The 18,985-nt window shown below is 69.3% G+C and carries 18 protein-coding genes; 13 read left to right on the top strand and 5 right to left on the bottom strand.

Annotation, left to right across the window (positions count from 1 at the left end; translation table 11 throughout):
• The first annotated feature begins 5 nt into the window (after positions 1 to 5).
• The 6 genes from QNJ30_14420 (at position 6) to QNJ30_14395 (ending at position 6,389) form a co-directional block, all read left to right on the top strand.
• A complete protein-coding gene (locus QNJ30_14420) occupies positions 6 to 500 on the top strand; it encodes a (2Fe-2S)-binding protein (GenBank protein ID MDJ0944657.1) in 495 nt (164 codons plus the stop codon).
• Complete coding sequence (locus QNJ30_14415) at positions 500 to 2,908, top strand: aerobic carbon-monoxide dehydrogenase large subunit (protein MDJ0944656.1); 2,409 nt, start codon at positions 500 to 502, stop codon at positions 2,906 to 2,908. The genes QNJ30_14420 and QNJ30_14415 overlap by 1 nt, the downstream gene beginning before the upstream one ends.
• A 98-nt stretch (positions 2,909 to 3,006) precedes the next feature.
• Positions 3,007 to 3,399, top strand: coding sequence for an endonuclease domain-containing protein (locus tag QNJ30_14410; GenBank protein MDJ0944655.1), 393 nt, complete (start codon positions 3,007 to 3,009; stop codon positions 3,397 to 3,399).
• A complete protein-coding gene (locus QNJ30_14405) occupies positions 3,396 to 4,280 on the top strand; it encodes a MoxR family ATPase (protein ID MDJ0944654.1) in 885 nt (294 codons plus the stop codon). Before QNJ30_14410 ends, QNJ30_14405 begins: the two co-directional genes overlap by 4 nt.
• On the top strand, positions 4,277 to 5,443 hold the full coding sequence (locus QNJ30_14400) for a VWA domain-containing protein (GenBank protein ID MDJ0944653.1): 1,167 nt from the start codon (positions 4,277 to 4,279) through the stop codon (positions 5,441 to 5,443). The genes QNJ30_14405 and QNJ30_14400 overlap by 4 nt, the downstream gene beginning before the upstream one ends.
• Before the next feature lie 13 nt (positions 5,444 to 5,456).
• The gene (locus QNJ30_14395) at positions 5,457 to 6,389 is read left to right on the top strand and encodes an XdhC/CoxI family protein (protein MDJ0944652.1); all 933 of its coding nucleotides are present in this window, start codon (positions 5,457 to 5,459) and stop codon (positions 6,387 to 6,389) included.
• Positions 6,390 to 6,452: 63 nt separating this feature from the next.
• Here QNJ30_14395 and QNJ30_14390 read toward each other — a convergent pair whose 3' ends face one another.
• Positions 6,453 to 8,432, bottom strand: a complete 1,980-nt coding sequence (locus QNJ30_14390) for a DUF3857 and transglutaminase domain-containing protein (GenBank protein ID MDJ0944651.1) — start codon at positions 8,430 to 8,432, stop codon at positions 6,453 to 6,455.
• Positions 8,417 to 9,544, bottom strand: coding sequence for a hypothetical protein (locus QNJ30_14385; GenBank protein ID MDJ0944650.1), 1,128 nt, complete (start codon positions 9,542 to 9,544; stop codon positions 8,417 to 8,419). The genes QNJ30_14390 and QNJ30_14385 overlap by 16 nt, the downstream gene beginning before the upstream one ends.
• A gap of 230 nt (positions 9,545 to 9,774) precedes the next feature.
• Here QNJ30_14385 and QNJ30_14380 point away from each other — a divergent pair, with 230 nt between their 5' ends.
• The 3 genes from QNJ30_14380 to QNJ30_14370 all read left to right on the top strand — a co-directional run bounded on the left by QNJ30_14380 (position 9,775) and on the right by QNJ30_14370 (position 11,824).
• Positions 9,775 to 10,623 (top strand): AraC family transcriptional regulator, encoded by an 849-nt coding sequence (locus tag QNJ30_14380; protein MDJ0944649.1) that lies wholly within the window; start codon positions 9,775 to 9,777, stop codon positions 10,621 to 10,623.
• Between the two features lie 219 nt (positions 10,624 to 10,842).
• Entirely contained in the window at positions 10,843 to 11,529 is a 687-nt protein-coding gene (locus QNJ30_14375) for an AzlC family ABC transporter permease (protein ID MDJ0944648.1), read from the top strand.
• Entirely contained in the window at positions 11,519 to 11,824 is a 306-nt protein-coding gene (locus tag QNJ30_14370) for an AzlD domain-containing protein (GenBank protein MDJ0944647.1), read from the top strand. The genes QNJ30_14375 and QNJ30_14370 overlap by 11 nt, the downstream gene beginning before the upstream one ends.
• Before the next feature lie 174 nt (positions 11,825 to 11,998).
• Here the strand turns inward: QNJ30_14370 and kdsA are convergent, their stop codons facing one another.
• From kdsA to QNJ30_14355, 3 genes are all read right to left on the bottom strand, one after another.
• Positions 11,999 to 12,844 (bottom strand): 3-deoxy-8-phosphooctulonate synthase, encoded by an 846-nt coding sequence (gene kdsA / locus QNJ30_14365; protein ID MDJ0944646.1) that lies wholly within the window; start codon positions 12,842 to 12,844, stop codon positions 11,999 to 12,001.
• Positions 12,845 to 13,181: 337 nt separating this feature from the next.
• Entirely contained in the window at positions 13,182 to 14,120 is a 939-nt protein-coding gene (locus QNJ30_14360) for a nucleoside hydrolase (GenBank protein ID MDJ0944645.1), read from the bottom strand.
• Positions 14,121 to 14,165: 45 nt separating this feature from the next.
• Positions 14,166 to 14,558, bottom strand: coding sequence for a VOC family protein (locus tag QNJ30_14355; protein ID MDJ0944644.1), 393 nt, complete (start codon positions 14,556 to 14,558; stop codon positions 14,166 to 14,168).
• A gap of 229 nt (positions 14,559 to 14,787) precedes the next feature.
• Between QNJ30_14355 and QNJ30_14350 the strand changes: the two genes are divergently transcribed.
• From QNJ30_14350 to QNJ30_14335, 4 genes are all read left to right on the top strand, one after another.
• Positions 14,788 to 16,029, top strand: a complete 1,242-nt coding sequence (locus tag QNJ30_14350) for a hypothetical protein (protein ID MDJ0944643.1) — start codon at positions 14,788 to 14,790, stop codon at positions 16,027 to 16,029.
• A 75-nt stretch (positions 16,030 to 16,104) separates the two neighbouring features.
• The gene (locus QNJ30_14345) at positions 16,105 to 16,395 is read left to right on the top strand and encodes an HNH endonuclease (protein ID MDJ0944642.1); all 291 of its coding nucleotides are present in this window, start codon (positions 16,105 to 16,107) and stop codon (positions 16,393 to 16,395) included.
• Positions 16,392 to 17,117 (top strand): 5-formyltetrahydrofolate cyclo-ligase, encoded by a 726-nt coding sequence (locus QNJ30_14340; protein MDJ0944641.1) that lies wholly within the window; start codon positions 16,392 to 16,394, stop codon positions 17,115 to 17,117. The genes QNJ30_14345 and QNJ30_14340 overlap by 4 nt, the downstream gene beginning before the upstream one ends.
• Before the next feature lie 448 nt (positions 17,118 to 17,565).
• Entirely contained in the window at positions 17,566 to 18,900 is a 1,335-nt protein-coding gene (locus QNJ30_14335) for a hypothetical protein (protein MDJ0944640.1), read from the top strand.
• Positions 18,901 to 18,985 lie beyond the last annotated feature (85 nt).

The following is an 18,985-nucleotide window of genomic DNA, read 5'->3' as shown; positions in this document are numbered from 1 at the left end:
AGAACATGAGCAAGATTCCGGTCAAGATGACCATCAACGGCGCGGCGGTCGAGGAGCTGGTCGAGCCGCGCACCCTGCTGATCCACTTCCTGCGCGAGAAGGTGGGCCTCACCGGCCCGCACATCGGCTGCGAGACCTCGCACTGCGGCGCCTGCACCGTCGACCTCGACGGCAAGTCGGTGAAGTCCTGCACGGTCTTCGCGGTCCAGGCCGAGGGCGGGCAGATCACCACGGTCGAGGGCATGGCCGAAGCCGACGGGACCCTTTCGGCCCTGCAGGAAGGCTTCATGCAGGAGCACGGCCTGCAGTGCGGCTACTGCACGCCGGGCATGCTGGTCCGGGCGCACCGCCTGCTGCAGGAGAATCCCAACCCGACCGACGAGGAGATCCGCTGGGGCCTCTCCGGCAACCTCTGCCGCTGTACCGGCTACCAGAACATCGTCAAGGCGGTGCGCTACGCCGCCGACAAGATCAACGCCGGCAGGGAGGCCGCCGAATAATGAACGACGTCAAGGAAATGACCCTCGAGGAGCGCGAGGCGACCCTCGGCGGCATCGGCTCCGCCCGCAAGCGCAAGGAAGACGCCCGCTTCATCCGCGGCAAGGGCAACTACGTCGACGACATCAAGCTGCCCGGCATGGTCTACGGCGACTTCGTGCGCAGCCCCTACGCGCACGCCAAGATCAAGGCAATCAACACCGAGGCGGCCCTGGCCGTGCCCGGCGTCGCCGCGGTGATCACGGCCAAGGACCTGGAGCCCCTGGGCCTCCACTGGATGCCGACCCTGGCCGGCGACGTGGCCGCGGTCCTGGCCGACAAGAAGGTGCACTTCCAGAACCAGGAGGTCGCCTTCGTGGTCGGCGCCGACCGCTATGCCGTCGCCGACGGCGTACAGGCGGTCGAGGTCGAGTACGAGGAGCTGCCGGTTCTGGTCGACCCGCGCAAGGCGCTGGACGACGACGCCCCGATCCTGCGCGACGATGTCGCGGGGAAGGACGACGTCGGCCAGGGCCATCGACGGCATCCGAACCACATCTTCCACTGGGAGGTCGGCGACGCGGCGGCCACCGATGCCGCCTTCGCGTCGGCCGCTGTGACCATCAAGGAGGACATCGCCTATCCGCGCAACCATCCCTGCCCGATGGAAACCTGCGGCTGCGTCGCCTCGATGGACTCGATCAACGGCGTGCTCACGGTCTACGGCACCTTCCAGGCGCCGCACGTCATCCGCACCGTGGTCTCGCTGATCACCGGGCTGTCCGAGAACAACATCCGCATCGTCTCGCCGGACGTCGGCGGCGGCTTCGGCAACAAGGTCGGCGCCTATCCCGGCTACGTCTGCGCCGCGGCCGCCTCGATCGTGACCGGCCTGCCGGTCAAGTGGATCGAGAGCCGCATGGACAACCTCTCGACCACGGCCTTCGCCCGCGACTACCACATGACCGGCGAGCTGGCGGCCGACGAGAACGGCAAGATCACCGCCATCCGCGCCAAGGTCCTGGCCGACCACGGCGCCTTCAACACCCACGCCCAGCCGATGAAGTGGCCGGCCGGCTTCTTCAACATCGTCACCGGCAGCTACGACATCGCCGCCGGGCACGTCGAGGTGGACGGGGTCTACACCAACAAGGCGCCGGGCGGGGTGGCTTACCGCTGCTCCTTCCGGGTCACCGAGGCGGCCTACCTGATCGAGCGCCTGGTCGACGTCCTGGCCCAGAAGATCGGGGTCGACAAGGCCGAGATCCGCCTGCGCAACTTCGTCCAGCCCGAGCAGTTCCCCTACGACTCCTGCCTCGGCTGGGAGTACGACTCCGGCGACTACCCGACGGCCCTGAAGAAGGCCCTGGAAGCGGTCGACTACGACGGCCTGCGCCGCGAGCAGCAGGAGAAGGCGGCCCGGGGCGAGCTCATGGGCATCGGCATCTCGACCTTCACCGAGATCGTCGGCGCCGGGCCGACCCGCAACTGCGACATCGTCGGCCTCGGCATGTTCGATTCCTGCGAGATCCGGGTCCATCCGACCGGCTCGGCCATCGTCCGCTTGGGCACCAAGAGCCAGGGCCAGGGCCATGAGACCACCTTCGCCCAGATCGTCGCCACCGAGATCGGCCTGCCCTCGGACGCAATCACGGTCGAGGAGGGCGACACCGACACCGCGCCCTACGGCCTGGGCACCTACGGCTCGCGCTCGACCCCCGTCGCCGGCGCGGCCTGCGCGGTCGCGGCGCGCAAGATCAGGGCCAAGGCGCAGAAGATCGCCGCCCACCTGCTCGAGGTCGGCGAGGACGACCTGGAATGGGAGGTCGACCGCTTCAAGGTCAAGGGCCTGCCGGAGCGCTTCTCGACCATGAAGGACGTCTGCATGGCCGCCTACTCGACCAACCTGCCGGAGGGCCTGGAGCCGGGGCTGGAGACGACCAGCTACTACGACCCGCCGAACTTCACCTATCCCTTCGGCGCCTACATCTGCGTCGTCGACATCGACCGCCAGACCGGCGAGGTCAAGGTGCGCCGCTTCTACGCCCTCGACGACTGCGGCACCCGGATCAACCCGATGGTCATCGAGGGCCAGGTCCACGGCGGTCTGGCCGAGGCCTTCGCCATCGCCATGGGCCAGGAGATCGTCTTCGACGAGACCGGCAACGTGCTCGGCGCCAGCTTCCAGGACTACTTCGTCCCGACTTCGGTCGAGACGCCCTTCTGGGAGACCGACCACACGGTGACGCCCTCGCCGCATCACCCGATCGGCGCCAAGGGCGTCGGCGAGTCGCCCAACGTTGGCGGCGTCCCGGCCTTCACCAACGCCGTGGTCGACGCCTTCGCCCAGCACGGCGTCACCCACACCCCCATGCCGCACACCCCCTGGCGGGTCTGGCAGACCATCGAAGCGGCGGGGCTGGCCAAGTAGATGCTTCAGAGCATCGCGACGAGCTCCCTCCCCCCTTGTGGGGGAGGGGTGGGGAGGGGGGTAAGACCTAGTCTCATGTCTCTCCGACAGGGATGCATGTGAGCGAACGGGCCAAATCTCTACGCAAGAATCCGACTGACGCAGAGATGCGCCTCTGGTCGCATCTGCGTCGACGGCAGATCGCTGGCATCCGGTTTCGGCGGCAGGTCTCAATCGGCCCCTACGTCGTGGACTTCGCCAGCCATGAAGCAAAGCTGGTCATCGAAGTGGACGGCGGTCAGCATGATCTTGGCTCGGCTAGGGAAACAGCGCGAACTCGACGCATCCAAGAAGATGGATTTCGGGTCATCCGTTTCTGGAACTCTGAGGTGCTCGGAAATTTCGAAGGCGTGGTCCTTTCGATCGAGGCCGAGCTCACCTCCCACCCCCCACCCCAACCCTCCCCCACAAGGGGGGAGGGAGAGATTGGGGACACCGAGGCCTTGCAGTGAAAAGCGTGAACTGGCGTGACCTGAAGGACAAGCTCGGCGGGACCGGCTACGTCGCCGATCCCGAGTTGGCCATGGCGCTGGCCCTGATGCAGCGGCTGCAGCGGCCGCTGCTGATCGAGGGCGAGGCCGGGGTCGGCAAGACAGACGTCGCCAAGGCGCTGGCCCAGGCGCTGGACACCGAGCTGATCCGCCTGCAGTGCTACGAGGGCCTCGACGCCAACGCCGCGGTCTACGAGTGGAACTACCAGCGCCAGCTTCTGGCCATCAAGGTCTGGGAGGGCGAGCAGCTCACCGCCGACCAGAAGGAGGAGCACGTCTTCCAGGAGAAGTTCCTGCTCAAGCGGCCGCTGCTCGATGCCATCTCCCGGCCCACGCCGCCGGTGCTGCTGATCGACGAGATCGACCGGGCCGACGAGGAGTTCGAGGCCTACCTGCTGGAGGTGCTCTCCGACTTCCAGATCAGCATCCCAGAGCTCGGCACCATCGCGGCGACCAGCGTCCCCTTGGTGGTCCTGACCTCGAACTCGACCCGGGAACTCTCGGACGCCCTGCGCCGGCGCTGCCTCTATCACTGGCTCGACTATCCCAGCGAGGCCAAGGAGCTGGCCATCGTCGACGCCCGGGTGCCGGGGATCGAAGGGGTCCTGGCCGGCCAGATCGTACGCTTCGTCCAGGCCCTGCGTCGGGAGGACCTGGACAAGAAGCCGGGCATCGCCGAGACCCTGGACTGGGCGCGGGCGCTGACCGGCCTCGGCGCCCGGCGCATCGACGAGGACCTTGAGGAGATGCGCCAGACCCTCATGTGCCTGCTGAAGACCCGCAGCGACCGCGGCCGGATCACCCCCGAGGTGGTCGACCGCCTGGCCGCCAAGGCGCTATGAGCCCGGACACCTCGGGCCTCCACGGCCTCCGGGACGACGGGGAGCCGGACGGCCGGCGGATCCACCGCAAGCTGCTGGCCTTCGCCCGCCGGGCCCGGGACAACGGCTTTCCGGTCGGCATCGAGGAAAGCCTCGACGCGCTGACCTTCGCCGGCGACTTCGACCTGCTCGACCGGGAAGAGCTGCGCCGCGGACTACGGGCGATCTTCTGCGCCTCGACCACCGACTGGGAACGCTTCGACGACCTCTTCGACTCCTTCTGGTTCTACGACAGCGAACGCACCGTCCTGCGGGTCTCCGGCTCCTTGCCGCGCGCGGGCGGGGAAGGCGAGGTGCCCTCGCCGGCGCCCCTGGGCTCCGGCGGCGAGGGCGCGGGCGTCGAGGAGACCTTGGGCGGCGCCAGCGCGGCCGAGCGCCTGGCGGGCACCGACTTCCGCCACCTGGAGACGGCCGAGGATCTCCAGGCGGTCTACGCCCTGGCCGAGCGCCTCGCCCGGCGCCTGCGCTGGCGCCTGTCGCGGCGCGAGCGGGTCCGGCGCCGCGGCCGTCGGGTCGACCTGCGCAACACCATCCACCGCAGCCTGCGCCACGGCGGCCTGCCCCTGGACTTGGCCTACCGCCGCCGCCATCCGCGGCCGGTCAAGCTGGTGATGATGCTCGACGCCAGCGGCTCGATGAGTCTCTACAGCAGCTTCTTCATCCGCTTCATCCGCGGCCTGGTCGAGACCCTGGCCCGGGCCGAGGCCTTCGTCATCCACACCCGCCTGGTGCACATCAGCGCCGTGCTGCGCGAGCGCGACTTGGAGAAGGCGGTCGACCGGATGAATATCCTCTCGGCCGGCTGGGGCGGCGGCACCCGGCTCGGCGAGAGCCTGCGCAGCTTCAACGACAACCACGCCAAGCAGCTGCTGCACGGGCGCGCGGTGGTGATGATCCTCAGCGACGGCTACGACACCGGCCCGCCTGAGGTTCTGGCCGCCGAGATGGCGCGCCTCAAGCGCCGCGCCCGGCGCGTCATCTGGCTCAACCCGATGATCGGCTGGCAGGGCTACGAGCCGGTCGCCCAGGGCATGGCGGCGGCCCTGCCGCACGTCGACCTCTTCGCGCCGGCCCACACCCTGGACAGCCTGGCCGCCCTCGAGCCGCACCTGGCCAAGCTCTGAGGGGAATGGGACCATGATGGTCATGACCGCCGAGACCGAGGACATCATCGACTGCATGGCGCGCTTCAAGGCGGCCGGGCGGCCCTTCGCCCTGGCCACCGTGGTGCGCACCGAGGACCTGACCGCGGCCAAGGCCGGGGCCAAGGCGGTGATCGACCTGGAGGGCGGCCTGCACGGCTGGATCGGCGGCGGCTGCACCCAGGCCGCCGCCCGAAAGGTCGCGGCCCGGGCCCTGGCCGACGGCCGGGCGCGCTACGTCCGGGTCCGGCCCAAGGCCAAGCTGGCCGCCGAGGCGGCGGCGCCCGACGTCGAGCTACACGCCAGCGGTTGCCCCAGCGGCGGCAGCATCGAACTCTTCGTCGAGCCGGTCCTGCCGCGCCCCATGCTGATCGTCGCCGGCGCCTCGCCGGTTGCCCGGGCCCTGGCCGAGCTGGGCCGCGGCGCCGGCTTCGCGGTCACCGCCGCGGCGGCGCCCGAGGACCACGAGCGCCTGGCCAAGGCCGACCACCGCATCGAGGGCTTCGACCTCGGCGCGGCGGTCGGGGCGGGGAGCGGCTTCGTCGTGGTCGCGACCCAGGGCAAGCGCGACCGCGAGGCTCTGCAATCCGCCCTGGCGACCGGGGCGCCCTACGTCGCCTTCGTCGGCAGCCGGCGCAAGGCCGCCGCCCTGAAGGAAGCCCTCCTGAAGGCCGGCACCGATCCCGCGCGCCTCGCGGCGCTGCACGCCCCCGCCGGCCTCGACATCGGCGCCGCCACGCCGGAGGAGGTCGCCCTCTCGATCCTGGCCGAGATCGTCCAGCTCCACCGCGCCGCCGAGCAGCGCCCGGGCCCGCCCGCCCTGGAGCGCGAGGAGATCGACGGCGGCAGCCTGGAAGCCGAGGTCGTCTCTCCGGTCAAGGGCGCCTGCGAAACCAAGGGCCGGGAGTTCGGCCGGAAGCCTGGGTAGCCGGCCTCAGAGCGACGGCTGTCCGAAGGCGACCTCGGTCACGGGTCCAGGTTTCCTCCGTATTCACTCCTTCGCGATGTCGAAGGCGATCTTGGCGTGATCGGTAATGTGCTCGATGAAGGCGTTGAAGCTGGGGATCGACTCCGTCGGGATCCGCTGGCGCGGCATCCTGAGCTCGGTGGTGACTTCCAAGCTTTGCCCTTCGATCCGATAGCTGCGCGTCAGTCGGCCGAAGGCCGAGTCGAAGTCGATGCGGGCGCCGGCGTGGACGACGCGATGGCCCTCGGGCAGCGTGTAGCGGTTTACGCCGTGGTAGCGCAGCCCCGGAAAGGCATAGGGATGGTTCTCGTTTCCGGTCCGGAAGTTCCGGGCCTCGTTGAACATCTCGGTCTCCCAATGGCTGAAGCTGCTCAGGTCCTCCGGATCGAAGGATTCGGCGTAGACTGACTTGGTCCGGATCGTCACCTCGTCGGTCAAGCGTTCCACGCCTTCGGTCGCGACTGAGATCAAGTCGACCGCGTCGGTGTGGATGTCCCGAAAGTCTTCGGTCAGCCATTCCTGCCGCTCCTCCGGGTTGCGGGTCTGCAGGCGGGTTCTCAGCCAGGCCGCGTTCATGCCGGCAAAGGTCCGGGTCGCGTCTTTTTCGAAGCTGCCCTCCGGGGTCAGGACATTGTTCGAGGCGACGGTGAGGACCCAGCCGTAGTCCGCCGCGGGCATCTGTCCGGGAGCGCGGCTTTCGGGCCTTATGTCCAGCCGGATCGCGCCCTGGACGCTTCGATAGGGCACCGAATAGGCGCTGTAGGGGTCGGTCAGGTCGACGCAGATCTCCCGCTCCGGCCCGCCCTCCGCGTCGGGCAGTCTGGCGCAGGCGACCATGTGGTTGAAGTAGCTCGAGGCGGGCAGCAGAAGCTTCCCGACGTTCTCCCGGCGCGTCGAAGTGAGCACCGGAAAGGCCTCGATGCCGGCCCGGCGCACCAGGTCGACGAAGAGCGCGGTCTTGTCCTTGCAGTCGCCGAAGCGCCGTGACAGCGTGCGGTGGGTCGGGCGCGGGATGATCCCGCCGAGGCCGTGCTCCAGGCCAAGGTAGCGGACCTCCTGGGCGACGAAGGCGTGGATCCGGGCCAGGCGCTCTTCGGCGCCCTCGGCACCCTCGGTCAGGCGCGCGACCGCCCGGTCCAGCGCGGCGCTGTCCTCCAGGGCCCGGTTGAAGAGCTCGATCTCGCGCCGCACGAGCTCCGACCAGGTGATCGCCTCGGCTATCACCAGGGTCGGCATGGTGTCGCGGTAGAGGATATCCGGATCGGTCTTGAAGGCCGGGACCTCCGAGGCGCCGCAGACCAGGCGCCGGCGGCCCTCCTCCTCGCAGGTCAGATCCGGCATGTCGCTGCGCCATTTCGGTGGCGTGACGCCCGCGTCCCAGGTGACCACCACCTCGAAACGCTCGCTGGGGCGCGTGATCTGCGGCCAGAAAATGCGCGACCAGGGCAGGGGAAAGTCCCGGCTGCGGTGCCGCGAGTGGACTGCCAAGACAGTCATGGCGCCCGGGACTAGGCCCGCGAAGGGCACGATCATCTGGAACTCGTCGCTGAAGATCCGGTCTTCGTCGTCCGGCGTGACCTGGATGGTCGCCGGCTCGACCTCGATCCGCTCGCCGCTCGGCAGCAGGCTGTAGGCCTCGCGGATCGTCGCGGTCTGGCTGTAGGCGTCCACCCATGCGTCGTCGTCGCCATGGCGTCGGATCGCGGCTTGGCTCAGCAACAGCCGAACGGTGGTCCTGGTCTCCTCGACGTCGCCGTCGGCCCGAAGATGGATCTCGGCGCGGAAGAGCCGGACGGCATAATCGATTCCCTCGTGCTCGAGAGCATCCCGGCGCGCTTCGCCCAAGGCCAGGTCCTCGAAGGCAAAGCCCGGCGGCTGCGGCGACCAAAGGGCGAAATCGACTGGCTGGCCACCGGATGTCAGGCGCTGGGCGTTTCCGGCGGCGGCATCTCCGGCGAGCAGCGCGCTGGCCAGAAGTACAAGGATTCTCAGTTGCCGTCGCACGACGTGACGTCCTCCTTCAGTTTCAAGCTCATGACCATGCGCTCCATCGCTGCGCGCTCTTCCTCGCCGCCGGTGCTCGTGCCGATTACTTCGACCATGACGTCGCCCTGAGCGACGGTGGCAACCAGGCTGGCGTTCGTCCGACCATTCCGAACGCCTTCGTAGCGAGCGAACGAGATCGGCAGGAAGGACTCCGGCAGAAGCCGTCTTTCCTCGTCGATGCGCATCTCACGGTAGGCCGCACGCTTCTTGCGGCGGCGGAAGCGTACCCGGTCTTCGACGCTCACCCCGTCGCAGCGAACCCAGATCAGAACGTGCGTCTCCTCGCTTGGTCCGTAGAGCGAGAGGTCGCTATCCGCATGGAAGTGATCGGCGCCGACCCGGACCCAGCCCGCTTCGGACGGGGTCAGGGTGTAGAGACCGCTGGTTCCGGCGATGGCAAGGTTCGCCGTGAGAGATTCGCCCCGCCAGCGGTCGATCTTCGTGTCCAATTGCGAAAGCGCGAAGGTGGTGACCATCGCAATCACACCGATCTTGGCAAACCGATGGCTCGACTTCCATCGGTATGCCTTGTGCGTCCAGCGCGGCGCGGCCAACTTCGCCTTTAGGGCGTTGATGCGTTTCTGAATTGCAAGAACCGGCAAGGGCAGCAATAGCAAGAACACGATAGCTGGCGGCACGAAGCAAAGACAGGAAACGCCGTTTGAAGGGATGCTGAACATCAGGGCGGCGCCCAGGTAGCTTTGATAAAGGCAGAGTGGGCCGCCGATTAGGTAGGAACGGCTCCAGTGTGCGTCCCGTTGCGCTTTGCAAGCGTCCGGATCGATCTTCTCTGCCGCGTCCGCAAGGTCCAGAAGCAAACTAGAGCCACGGATTGGAACCAGCATCCCGAGCGAGATGGCCCAGGGCCTGACGCTGTCGTCGCGATGTCGCCTCAGGTCGTCTGCGAGCCGCCAGGCCCAGACAGGAAGCCATAGCCCAAGGCTGACGACGCAAAGCAGATAGCAACGCCATAGCGATAGGGGAGGATGCCACGTCTCACGATCGCCGGTCGCCTGTGGGGCGCCGACACCGCCTTGCATTCCGCTGGCTGGAATAATCGTCTGAGCCATCCCGTCGCCGCGCCCCCAAGGTCCCCGTAATCCTGCTTATCGCTCGCCCGCTCCGTGGGTGCTAACGTTTCAACACCGTGGCGAAGCGCAGCTTTAGCGCGAAACCGCAAAAGCCCGGTTAAACCTCTGGATTCGAGACAATCGCCAGCATTCTCCGGGTTGCCGGCGCCCCGCGGCAGAGCGGCAAGAACGTTCAAGGCGGGTTCGGCGCAGGCTGCTACGCTGCCACCATGGGAGTCGAAGCGGAGATTGCCGAGGGCGGGCGGGTGCGGGCCTTTCGCCGGGTCGCGGCGCTGGAAGGGCTGGAGGTGCTGCAGGCCGATTTCGGCCGCTATCGCTTTCCGGCCCACGCCCACGACCGCGACGTGATCAGCCTGATCGACTGCGGCAGCCACAGCGTCGAGCGCGGCGGCAGCCGGATCGTCGCGGACGCCGGAAGCGTGGTCATGATGCCGCGCAGCTGGGTCCACGCCGGCGGCAACGTCGACGCCGAGGGCTGGCGGATCCTGACCCTCTACCTGCCGGAGCGCCTGCTGGACGATGCGGCGGGCGAGCTGGTCGGCGGGGTGCCGGGGCCGGAGGTCATGCCAGAGCGGGTGACCCGGGACCTCAGGCTGCGCCGGGCCCTGACCCGGCTTCACGGCGGCTTGCGCCGGAGCGAGGCGCGGCCCGACGCGCTGCTCGGACAGCACGAATCCCTGCTCGCGGTTCTGGGCTATGCCCTGCGCAGTTACGGCGGAGCCCAGGAGGTCCGGCCACTGGGCGCCGCACCGCGCGCGGTCAGCCGGGCGCGCGACCACCTGCACGCCCACTGGGCGGAGCCGGTCACCCTGGCCGAGCTCTCGGCCGTCGCCGGGCTAAGCCCCTTCCGCCTGGCCCGGGTCTTCAAGGCGGCGACCGGTCTGCCGCCCCACGCCTACCAGATCCAGCTCCGGGTCGCCCGGGCCCAGGAGGGCCTGCGCGTCGGCCGGCCCATCGCCGAGGTCGCCCTGGACTGCGGCTTCGCCGACCAGAGCCATCTGACCCGGGTCTTCAAGCGCAGCCTCGGCTTCACCCCGGGCCAGTTCCGCAAGGGCTGACCGCCGGCCGCGTAGATAACGGCAAGAACGTGCAAGGCTTCCGCCGGCTGGGACCCTAGCCTCTAGCGCACTTCCCGACCAGACGCGTTCGCGTCTGGCCGGGAGTAGTGCGCTAACACGTTGGAACGAGGGCATTACATCCGGCCAGATGGATCGCGAAGCGATCCCATCTGATCGGATAATGCCCTCGCCATCCAAGGACGCGACGGAGGGTTCGCGATGAAGATCGCCTTCAGCCTGCCCGGCCTCCTGGCCGGGGCCAGGGACATCCTGCCCTTCGCCCTGGGTGCGGCGATGTTCGGCCTGGTGCTTGGCCTGCTGGCGGCCCAGAAAGGGCTCAGCCCAGCCGAGGTCATAGTCATGAGCGCCACCGTGTTCGCCGGCGCCAGCCAGATGGTCGCGGCCGAGCTCTGGACCGCGCCCCTGCCGGTGCTGACCATCGTCATGGCGACCCTGGCGGTCAACGCCCGCCACCTGCTGATGGGCATGACCCTGACCCCCTGGCTGAGGCCGCTGCCCCGGCCGCTGAGCTGCTTCTCGCTGTTCTTCATGGTCGACGAGAACTGGGGCCTCTCGGTCGCCCGGCTACGCCGGGGCGAGGGCGACGTGGCCTACCTCCTGGGCGGCGGCCTGACCCTCTATCCGGTCTGGATCGCCACGACGGGTCTCGGCGCCGTCTTCGGTGGCCTGGTCGTCGATCCCCGCGCCTTCGCCATGGACTTTTTGCCCCTGGCGCTCTTCCTTTCGCTGCTGCTGCTCTTCTGGCGCGGCAAGGGCAGCCTGCTGCCCTGGGGTGTCGCCTCCGGCGTCGCCCTCATCGCCTGGATGCTGCTGCCGGCCGGCTGGCACGTGCTCGTCGGCGGCCTCGCCGGCAGCCTGGCCGGAGGCCTCTTCGATGACGCTTGAGCCCCTGCACCTTCTCGTGATCGCCGGCATGGCCGCGGTGACCTACGCCAGCCGCCTGGGCGGCTTCCTGCTGCTCGCCGGGGTCGAGCCCGGCCCGCGCCTGGCCCGAATCCTGAACCAGATCCCCGGCGCCACCTTCGCCGCCCTGATCGCCCCCATGGTGGTCCAGGGCGGCCCGCTCGAATGGGCGGGCGCTGCGCTCACCGCCCTGGCCTATCGCCTCACGGGCCAGGTCCTGGCCGCCGTGCTCTGCGGCGTGCTCGCGGTGGCGGCGGCGCGCCTGCTGCTGGGCTAGGGCCCAGGTCGAGCGCGCACTTACGCGGTTCGGACAGCCACCCCCTCCCAACCCTCCCCCATCCAGGGGGAGGGCTTCAGTGGTCGGCGGCCGTGACGTTCTCCCTCCCCCTTGATGGGGGAGGGTAGGGGTGGGGGTGGGGTGCCTCTCCGAAATCTACAGACTGGTGCCAGATCACTCGATCCGCAGTTCCGGAAGCGACTTGACCAGGTCGTCGACCGCCTTCATCTGGGCGAGGAAGGGCTCCAGCAGGTGCAGGGGCAGGGCGCTGGGGCCGTCGCACTTGGCGTTGTCCGGGTCGGGGTGGGCCTCCAGGAACAGACCAGCGATGCCGACCGCCAAGCCGGCGCGGCCGAGCTCGGCGACCTGCCGGCGGCGCCCACCGGAGGCTGCGGCGCCGGGGTCGCGCATCTGCAGGGCGTGAGAGACATCGAAGATCAGGGGCGCGTCGCCGCTGGCGTCCTTCATGGTCCGGAAGCCGAGCATGTCGACCACCAGGTTGTCGTAGCCGAAGCAGGCGCCGCGCTCGCAGAGCATCACCTGGTCGTTGCCGCATTCGCGCAGCTTCTCGACCAGGTTCTTGACCTGCGGCGGGCTCATGAACTGCGGCTTCTTGACGTGGACCGGCGCCCCGGTGCCCGCGATGGCGGCGACCAGGTCGGTCTGCCGGGCCAGGAAGGCCGGGATCTGCAGGATGTCGCAGACCTCGGCGACGGGCTCGGCCTGGGCGACCTCGTGGACGTCGGTGATGACCGGCACCTTGAAGCGCGCCTTGACCGCTTCCAGGACCCGCAGCCCTTCCTCCAGGCCCGGGCCGCGGAAGGAATGCACGGAAGAACGGTTCGCCTTGTCGAAGGAGGCCTTGAAGACGTAGGGGATGCCCAGCTTTCCGGTCACCTCGACGAAGTGCTCGGCGGCCCGGAAGGCCAGGTCCTCGGACTCGATCACGTTGATGCCGCCGATCAGCAGCATGGGCCGGTCGTTGCCGACCGGGATCTCGGCTACCGTCAAGGTCGTCATGGCGCGTCTCTCCTAGCTCGATACTGCGAATCCCCGCCTGGGTTGGCCAAGGCAGGCGGTCTGTGGACCTGTTTCCTCTCGCGGGCTGCTGATGTGCCTAGAGCACGATGATATGAGGTTGAAGCGACCTCATATCTGAATCGTGCTCTGATCTGTTGAAGTAGAGCGGGATTCAGATTTGAAGTCGAATCGACTTCAATTCATCCCGCTCTAGGAGCCCTTGCCAGAGGTCATGCTTCGACAAGCTCAGCATGAGGTGAAGCCTCCTGACTTGCTCACCCTCACCCTGAGCTTGTCGAAGGGCGAGGGTGGCGGCTCGCAATTGTTCAACAGCCCGCTAGAGCCTCGCCAGCCGCTCGGTCAGCAGGGCGAAGAAGCGCCCCGCGTCGATCTCGTTGATCACCCGGCAGTTCCTGGGCGCCGCCGTGGTGCCCCACCAGTCGACCACGGTCATGCCCAGGGTCGCTTCCGAGGTGGTCTCGATCCTGACGTTGCAGTCCCGCCCGTCGAAGATTTCCGGCTCCAGCAGGTAGGCGATCACGCAGGGATCGTGCAGCGGCCCGCCGTCCCGGTCGTACTTCTCGGCGTCGTGGGCGCCGTAGGAGGCCATCATGCCCGCCGCGGCCTTAGCGACCGGCGTCTCCAGGGCCTGCACCGCGGCGATCCGCTCCGAAGTCATCAGCGCCTTGTGGGTCACGTCCAGCGGCATCATGGTCAGCGGCACCCCGCTGGTAAAGACCACATGGGCGGCGTGGGGGTCGACGTGGATGTTGAACTCGGCCGCCGGGGTCGTGTTGCCGCCGGCGAAGAAGCCGCCGCCCATGAGCACGATTTCGCGGATCTTGGGCAGGATGCGCGGCTCCTTGACGATCGCCAAGGCGATGTTGGTCAGCGGCCCGATGGGGCAGAGCGTCACGCCCTCACCCCCGGCCGCCATCAGGGTCTCGACCAGCCAGTCGACCGCGTGCTGCGGCTGCAGCGGCATGCTTGGCTCGGGCAGGGGCGCGTTGCCCAGGCCGTCGTGGCCGTGGAAGGACTCGGCCGTCACCAGGTTGCGCAACATCGGCCGGCTGCAGCCGGCGAAGACCTTGACCTCGCCGCGCCCGGCCAGCTCACAGACCTTGCGGGCGTTCTTCTCGGTCAGCGCCAGCGGCACGTTGCCGGCGACCGCGGTGATGCCGAGCAGCTCGAGCTCGGGCGAGGCCAGGGCCAGCCAGATCGCGATGGCGTCGTCGGTCCCTGGATCGCTGTCGATGATGATGGGGCGTGGCGCCACCTCGGAACCTCCCTCCGTGATCTTGGTCCAGCATACTTGCGGCGCTCAGGTCCGCCGCTCCAACAGATCCCAGGCATTGCCGTAGAGATCCTCGAAGACCGCAACGGTGCCGTAGGCTTCTTCCCGGGGCGCTTCGCGGAAGACCACGCCCTTGGCGCGGTAGTCGGCGTGGTCGCGCCGAAAGTCGTCGGTCTCCAGGAACAGGAAGACCCGGCCCCCGGTCTGGTCGCCGACCCGCTCCGCCTGCGCCGGCGTGGCCGCCCGCGCCAGCAGCAGGCGCGCCTCCCGCGATCCCGGCGGCGCTAGGACGACCCAGCGCTTGTCGCCGTCCAGCGGCCGGTCCTCGACCAGGGTGAAGCCCAGCTTCCCGACATAGAAGCCGAGGGCCTCGTCGTAGTCCCGGACCAGCAGGGCGACCAGGCCCAGGTGCTGCGGCATCCTTTCCGTCCCGCGGGTTGCTCTCCCCGTCTCACTAGCAGCGATCGAGGGATTCGGACAGCCCCCGGGTTCCGAAACCTGGCGAGGCCCCGCCCGGTCACGACTTCGTCACGGCCGGCTGGGCGAGATGGAATTTCTTTGCCGCGATCAATCGCTATAGTGGTGCGCCTGCTTCGCGCGATCCGGACTCGACGCTGGAGCGCCCGCTTTTCCGGGAGGACTCTCGACGATGATCAAGCGATCCCAGCAAGGCGCCCTCCGCGCCGCCCTGCCGCTCATGCTGGGCCTTGGCCTGCTCCTTTCCGCGCCGGCGGCCGCGGCACCGATCCAGGGCGCCTGCACCGGCGGCACCGACGCCACGCCCCGGATCGCCCTGATCTCAGCCTTTTCCGGCGAGGCGGACCGCTTCATCGAGGAGATGCAGCTGGATGACGGCGCCAACGCCTTCGAGGGCTGCGTGGTGATCAACGGCCACCGCTTCACCACCGGGCGGCTGCGCGGCCAGGACGTGGTCGTGGTGCTGACCAACATCTCCATCGTCAACGCCGCCATGGTGACCCAGCTGGCCCTGGAGCGCTTCAAGGTCATCGCCGTCGTCTTCAGCGGCATCGCCGGGGGCATCGGCGGCCTGGGCGCCAACGACGATGACCCGGCGACCCCCAACGAGGCGCCCATCGGCTCGGTGGTGATCCCGCAGCGCTGGGGCTTCCATCAGGAGATGTTCTTCAACACCAAGGGCAACCAGGTGCCCTGCGCCTTCCTGCCGGGGCTCAAGCTGAACCACACGCTCCAGGACGCGTCGGCCGAGGCCAAGAGCTGCAACTTCGTCTTCGGCAGCGAGCGGCGCCCGGGCCGCGCCGATCGCAACTCCCTCTTCCGGCCGGATGCCAAGAACGCCTTCCTGCGCGACACCAACGTCAGCTCGGCCGCTGCCCCGCAGTTCTTCCTGAACGAGCAGGATCAGCAGCAGCTGCGCGCCGTGCCCTTTCCGGGGGCACCGGCCGACCCGGAGACCGACCAGGACCTGAAGTTCTGGTTCCCGGCCGACGAGACCCTCTTCGCGGCGGCGCAGGGCCTGAAGGTCGAGCTGCTGGACTGCGCCGAGCCCGGCCCGGAGGGGAGCTGCCTCGGCACCCCGCTGGAGCCGGCGCCCCGGCTCATCGTCGGGCAGAACGGGGTCTCCGGGCCGACCTTCGTCGACAACGCGCGCTACCGCGCTTTCGTTGCCGAGACCCTGAACTTCGACGAGGCGGGCGAACGCGGCGAGGAGACCGACGTCCTGGTCCTCGACATGGAGACCACGGCCTCGGCCATGGTCGCCGACTCGGCCAGCGTGCCCTTCATCGCCGTGCGCAGCGTCTCCGACCTGGCCGGCGGCGGGGACTCGGCGGCCGGCGAGCTCGATACCTTCTTCGCCGTGGCCGCCGAGAACCAGGCGCGGGTCGTCCTGTCGCTCCTGGACGCCCTTTAGCCCGCTCCGGGCCGGGGTCGCAGCTCCGCCGAAGCGCGCTACACTGCCGCGGTCCCTGGCCGAGGTGGAGCCGCGATGGAGCAAGACACCTGCGCCCTGTGCCGGCGTCCGCTGGGTCGGCTGCGCGAGAAGCATCACCTGGTGCCGCGCAGCTACGGCGGGCGCGAGACGGTCGAGCTGCACCCGATCTGCCACCGCAAGGTCCACGACGTCCTCGGCGAGCGTGAGCTGGCGCAGGACTACGCCACACCGGAAGCCCTGCGCCGCCATCCCGAGATCGCGCCCTTCCTGCGCTGGCTGAGGAACAAGCCGGCCGACTTCCACAAGATGACCCGGCCCAGCGCCGCTCGAAGGCGCCGGCGATGACCGGCGCCTTCGCCAGCAAGCAGGCGGCGCGCGGTGCGGTTTGGGACCGTCTCCAGGAGGAGCGCCTGGCCGCCTTCCCCTTCCCGCCCCACGGCCGGATCCCGAACTTCAAGGGCGCGTCCCAGGCCGCCGCCCGGCTCTTCGAAATCCCGGCCTTCCGCGACGCCCGGCGGATCAAGGTCAATCCCGACGCCGCCCAGCGCCCGGTCCGCGCCGAGGCCCTGCGCCGCGGCATCACGGTCTATGTCCCGACCCCGCGCCTGGCCGGCGGCTTCATGATGTTGGACCCGGCGCGGATCTCGCCCCAGGACATCCCGGCGGCGACCACCATGTCCAAGTGCCGGCGTTTCGCCGAGGACGTCGCCCTGACCGAGCTGCCGCAGCTCGACGCCATCGTCTGCGGCTCGGTCGCGGTCACCGCCGCCGGCTTCCGCTGTGGCAAAGGCGAGGGCTACAGCGACATCGAGTTCGCGATCCTCGCCGAGCTGGGCCACGCGCCGGTCCCGGTTGCGACCACGGTCCACGACGTCCAGGTCGTCGCCGGCTTTCCCCAGGTCGGCAACGACCTGCCGCTTAGCTTCATCGTCACCCCGACCCGAACCCACGCCGTTGCCGATCCGCCGGCACCGCCGCGCGGCATCGACTGGGCCCGCCTCACCCCGGCCGACCTCGAGGCCATGCCGGTGCTCGCGGATCTCAAAGCCGTGAAGGACACCGCCTAGAGCGGGATGAATTGAAGTCGATTCGACTTCAAATCTGAATCCCGCTCTACTTCAACAGATCAGAGCACGATTCAGATATGAGGTTGCTTCAACCTCATATCATCGTGCTCTAGTCCTCGCTTTCCCGAGCGGTGTCATCACCCCCACCCAACCCGCGCGCAGCGCCGCGCGGACGCGCCCCATCTAGGGGGAGGGCTTTTACGGACCGCCGCCGCCACTTTCTCCCCCCTTGATGGGGGAAGGTTGGGGTGGGGGTGACACCTCGGGCGTGTCGAGCAACGCAGCCCGCGACCGAGCCGACGTGAAGAAGAAGCCTCCGCGCCCAGACTTGCGTGCATTTCCCGCATCCCGTTAGCGAGTCCGTAACGGGCTCCGGTGTATCCCGTATCGACGGCAAGTCCCAGCGCCACTTGCCGAAAGAAAAAGACCTTTGCCAGGGATTGACGACATGAGCGGCCCGCGAGCGGCGGCGGCACGCCTTCCTGCGTCGGTTCGTGGGGGGCCGACCGCGGGTCGGCGCCCCGCGACGGCCTCGGTCATCGCGGCGGCCGGCCTTCTGGCGATGGCGGGAACGGCCTGTGCGTCCGACTGCGAGCTGCTCGGCTATCTCTCGAGGGAGACGGACCCCCTGGGCTCGGCGGTATCCGATGCCGCCGGGTCCTGGGGCGACGCCGCCCCGCGCGCCGAGGCCGGCCGGGTCCGGCTGCGCGCCGACAACTCCCTCATGCCGGCCTTCGACAGCCCCTGCGGCCTCTCCCTCGACGCCGCGCTTCTGGGCGACCGCCTGGCCCTCGACGTCGCCCAGGCCGAGGACCGGCCGACCCTCGCCACCCTGACCGCCGACCTCGGCCCGGAGGACGACTGGGCGAGCTGGTCCGTCGAGACCTCCTTCCTGACCGAGGATGCGACCGAGGCGGCGCCCACCAGCTACCTCGGCGCCCGCAACGGCTTCGGCCTCTTCGGCGACCGCCTGCGGGCCTCGACGGACTTCGGCCTCGCCCTGGACCGGGCGCGGGAACCGAGCGGCTACGCCACCCGCACCCGCTTTGAGGCGGAGCTTTGGCGTGGCGACGGCCTGACCCTCTCCGGCACGGCCGGCTTCGCCCTGGCCAGCCCGGGCTATGCCGCCGAGGGCGTCGACCTGGACGCCGACCGGGCGCGGCGGCGGCTCGCCCTGGCGCTCGACTGGCGGCGCCTCGGCCTGAACCTGGCGCACAGCGTCGCGACCGACAACGTCGAGGGCGAGACGGGCCGGGACACCGACCGCTGGCGGGTCTGGTCGGCCGGCCTCGACCTCGACCTCTCGGGCCTGCACGGGCTGCTGCCCCAGGACGTCAGCCTGACCCTGGAGCAGGAACTGGCGGATCACGCGGAGCCCGAGGGCGGCGAAGACCTCGACCAGCGGACCCGCAGCCTGACCCTGCGCCTGGCCTGGGACCACCAGGGCGGCACCACGACCCTGGACCTGTCCGGCTCCGCGCGGCGCGACCGGGCGCCGGACGCGGAGACCGCGGCCGACTCCAGCCTCGAGCTCGGCCTCAGCCGCGCGGTCCGGATCGCCGACTGGGCGCTCTCGGCGGGTGCGACCTGGACCTTGCAGCGCGAGATCGACGGCGGCGGCGCCCGGGACTCCCACGGCCTCGACCTGGAATTCGACCTCACCACCGCCCGCTTCTGGCACGGCACCCTCGGCCTCGAGGGCGAGACCTCCTTCTCCGACGACGCCGGCACCGGCCCCCTCGCCGAGGCCTCGATCTCCCTGACCTACGACCTGAAGTTCTGACGGCTCCGGCGCCGGCCCGCTACAGCGGCCAGACCAGCAGGATCATCGGGATCGCCACCGCGATGACGATGATCTCCAGCGGCAG

It is taken from the genome of Kiloniellales bacterium (assembly GCA_030066685.1).
Taxonomy (GTDB): domain Bacteria; phylum Pseudomonadota; class Alphaproteobacteria; order Kiloniellales; family JAKSBE01; genus JAKSBE01.
Note: the sequence above shows the minus strand (reverse complement) of the source record. Positions and strands in the feature narration are given on the sequence as shown.

Bases quoted from the DNA above. Each gene is read 5' to 3' on its own strand.
- QNJ30_14420 (MDJ0944657.1), top strand. From the start codon at position 6: ATGAGCAAGATTCCGGTCAAGATGACCATCAACGGCGCGGCGGTCGAG.
- QNJ30_14415 (MDJ0944656.1), top strand. From the start codon at position 500: ATGAACGACGTCAAGGAAATGACCCTCGAGGAGCGCGAGGCGACCCTC.
- QNJ30_14400 (MDJ0944653.1), top strand. From the start codon at position 4,277: ATGAGCCCGGACACCTCGGGCCTCCACGGCCTCCGGGACGACGGGGAG.
- QNJ30_14395 (MDJ0944652.1), top strand. From the start codon at position 5,457: ATGATGGTCATGACCGCCGAGACCGAGGACATCATCGACTGCATGGCG.
- QNJ30_14385 (MDJ0944650.1), bottom strand. From the start codon at position 9,544: ATGGCTCAGACGATTATTCCAGCCAGCGGAATGCAAGGCGGTGTCGGC.
- QNJ30_14380 (MDJ0944649.1), top strand. From the start codon at position 9,775: ATGGGAGTCGAAGCGGAGATTGCCGAGGGCGGGCGGGTGCGGGCCTTT.
- QNJ30_14375 (MDJ0944648.1), top strand. From the start codon at position 10,843: ATGAAGATCGCCTTCAGCCTGCCCGGCCTCCTGGCCGGGGCCAGGGAC.
- QNJ30_14370 (MDJ0944647.1), top strand. From the start codon at position 11,519: ATGACGCTTGAGCCCCTGCACCTTCTCGTGATCGCCGGCATGGCCGCG.
- kdsA (MDJ0944646.1), bottom strand. From the start codon at position 12,844: ATGACGACCTTGACGGTAGCCGAGATCCCGGTCGGCAACGACCGGCCC.
- QNJ30_14355 (MDJ0944644.1), bottom strand. From the start codon at position 14,558: ATGCCGCAGCACCTGGGCCTGGTCGCCCTGCTGGTCCGGGACTACGAC.
- QNJ30_14350 (MDJ0944643.1), top strand. From the start codon at position 14,788: ATGATCAAGCGATCCCAGCAAGGCGCCCTCCGCGCCGCCCTGCCGCTC.
- QNJ30_14345 (MDJ0944642.1), top strand. From the start codon at position 16,105: ATGGAGCAAGACACCTGCGCCCTGTGCCGGCGTCCGCTGGGTCGGCTG.
- QNJ30_14340 (MDJ0944641.1), top strand. From the start codon at position 16,392: ATGACCGGCGCCTTCGCCAGCAAGCAGGCGGCGCGCGGTGCGGTTTGG.
- QNJ30_14335 (MDJ0944640.1), top strand. From the start codon at position 17,566: ATGAGCGGCCCGCGAGCGGCGGCGGCACGCCTTCCTGCGTCGGTTCGT.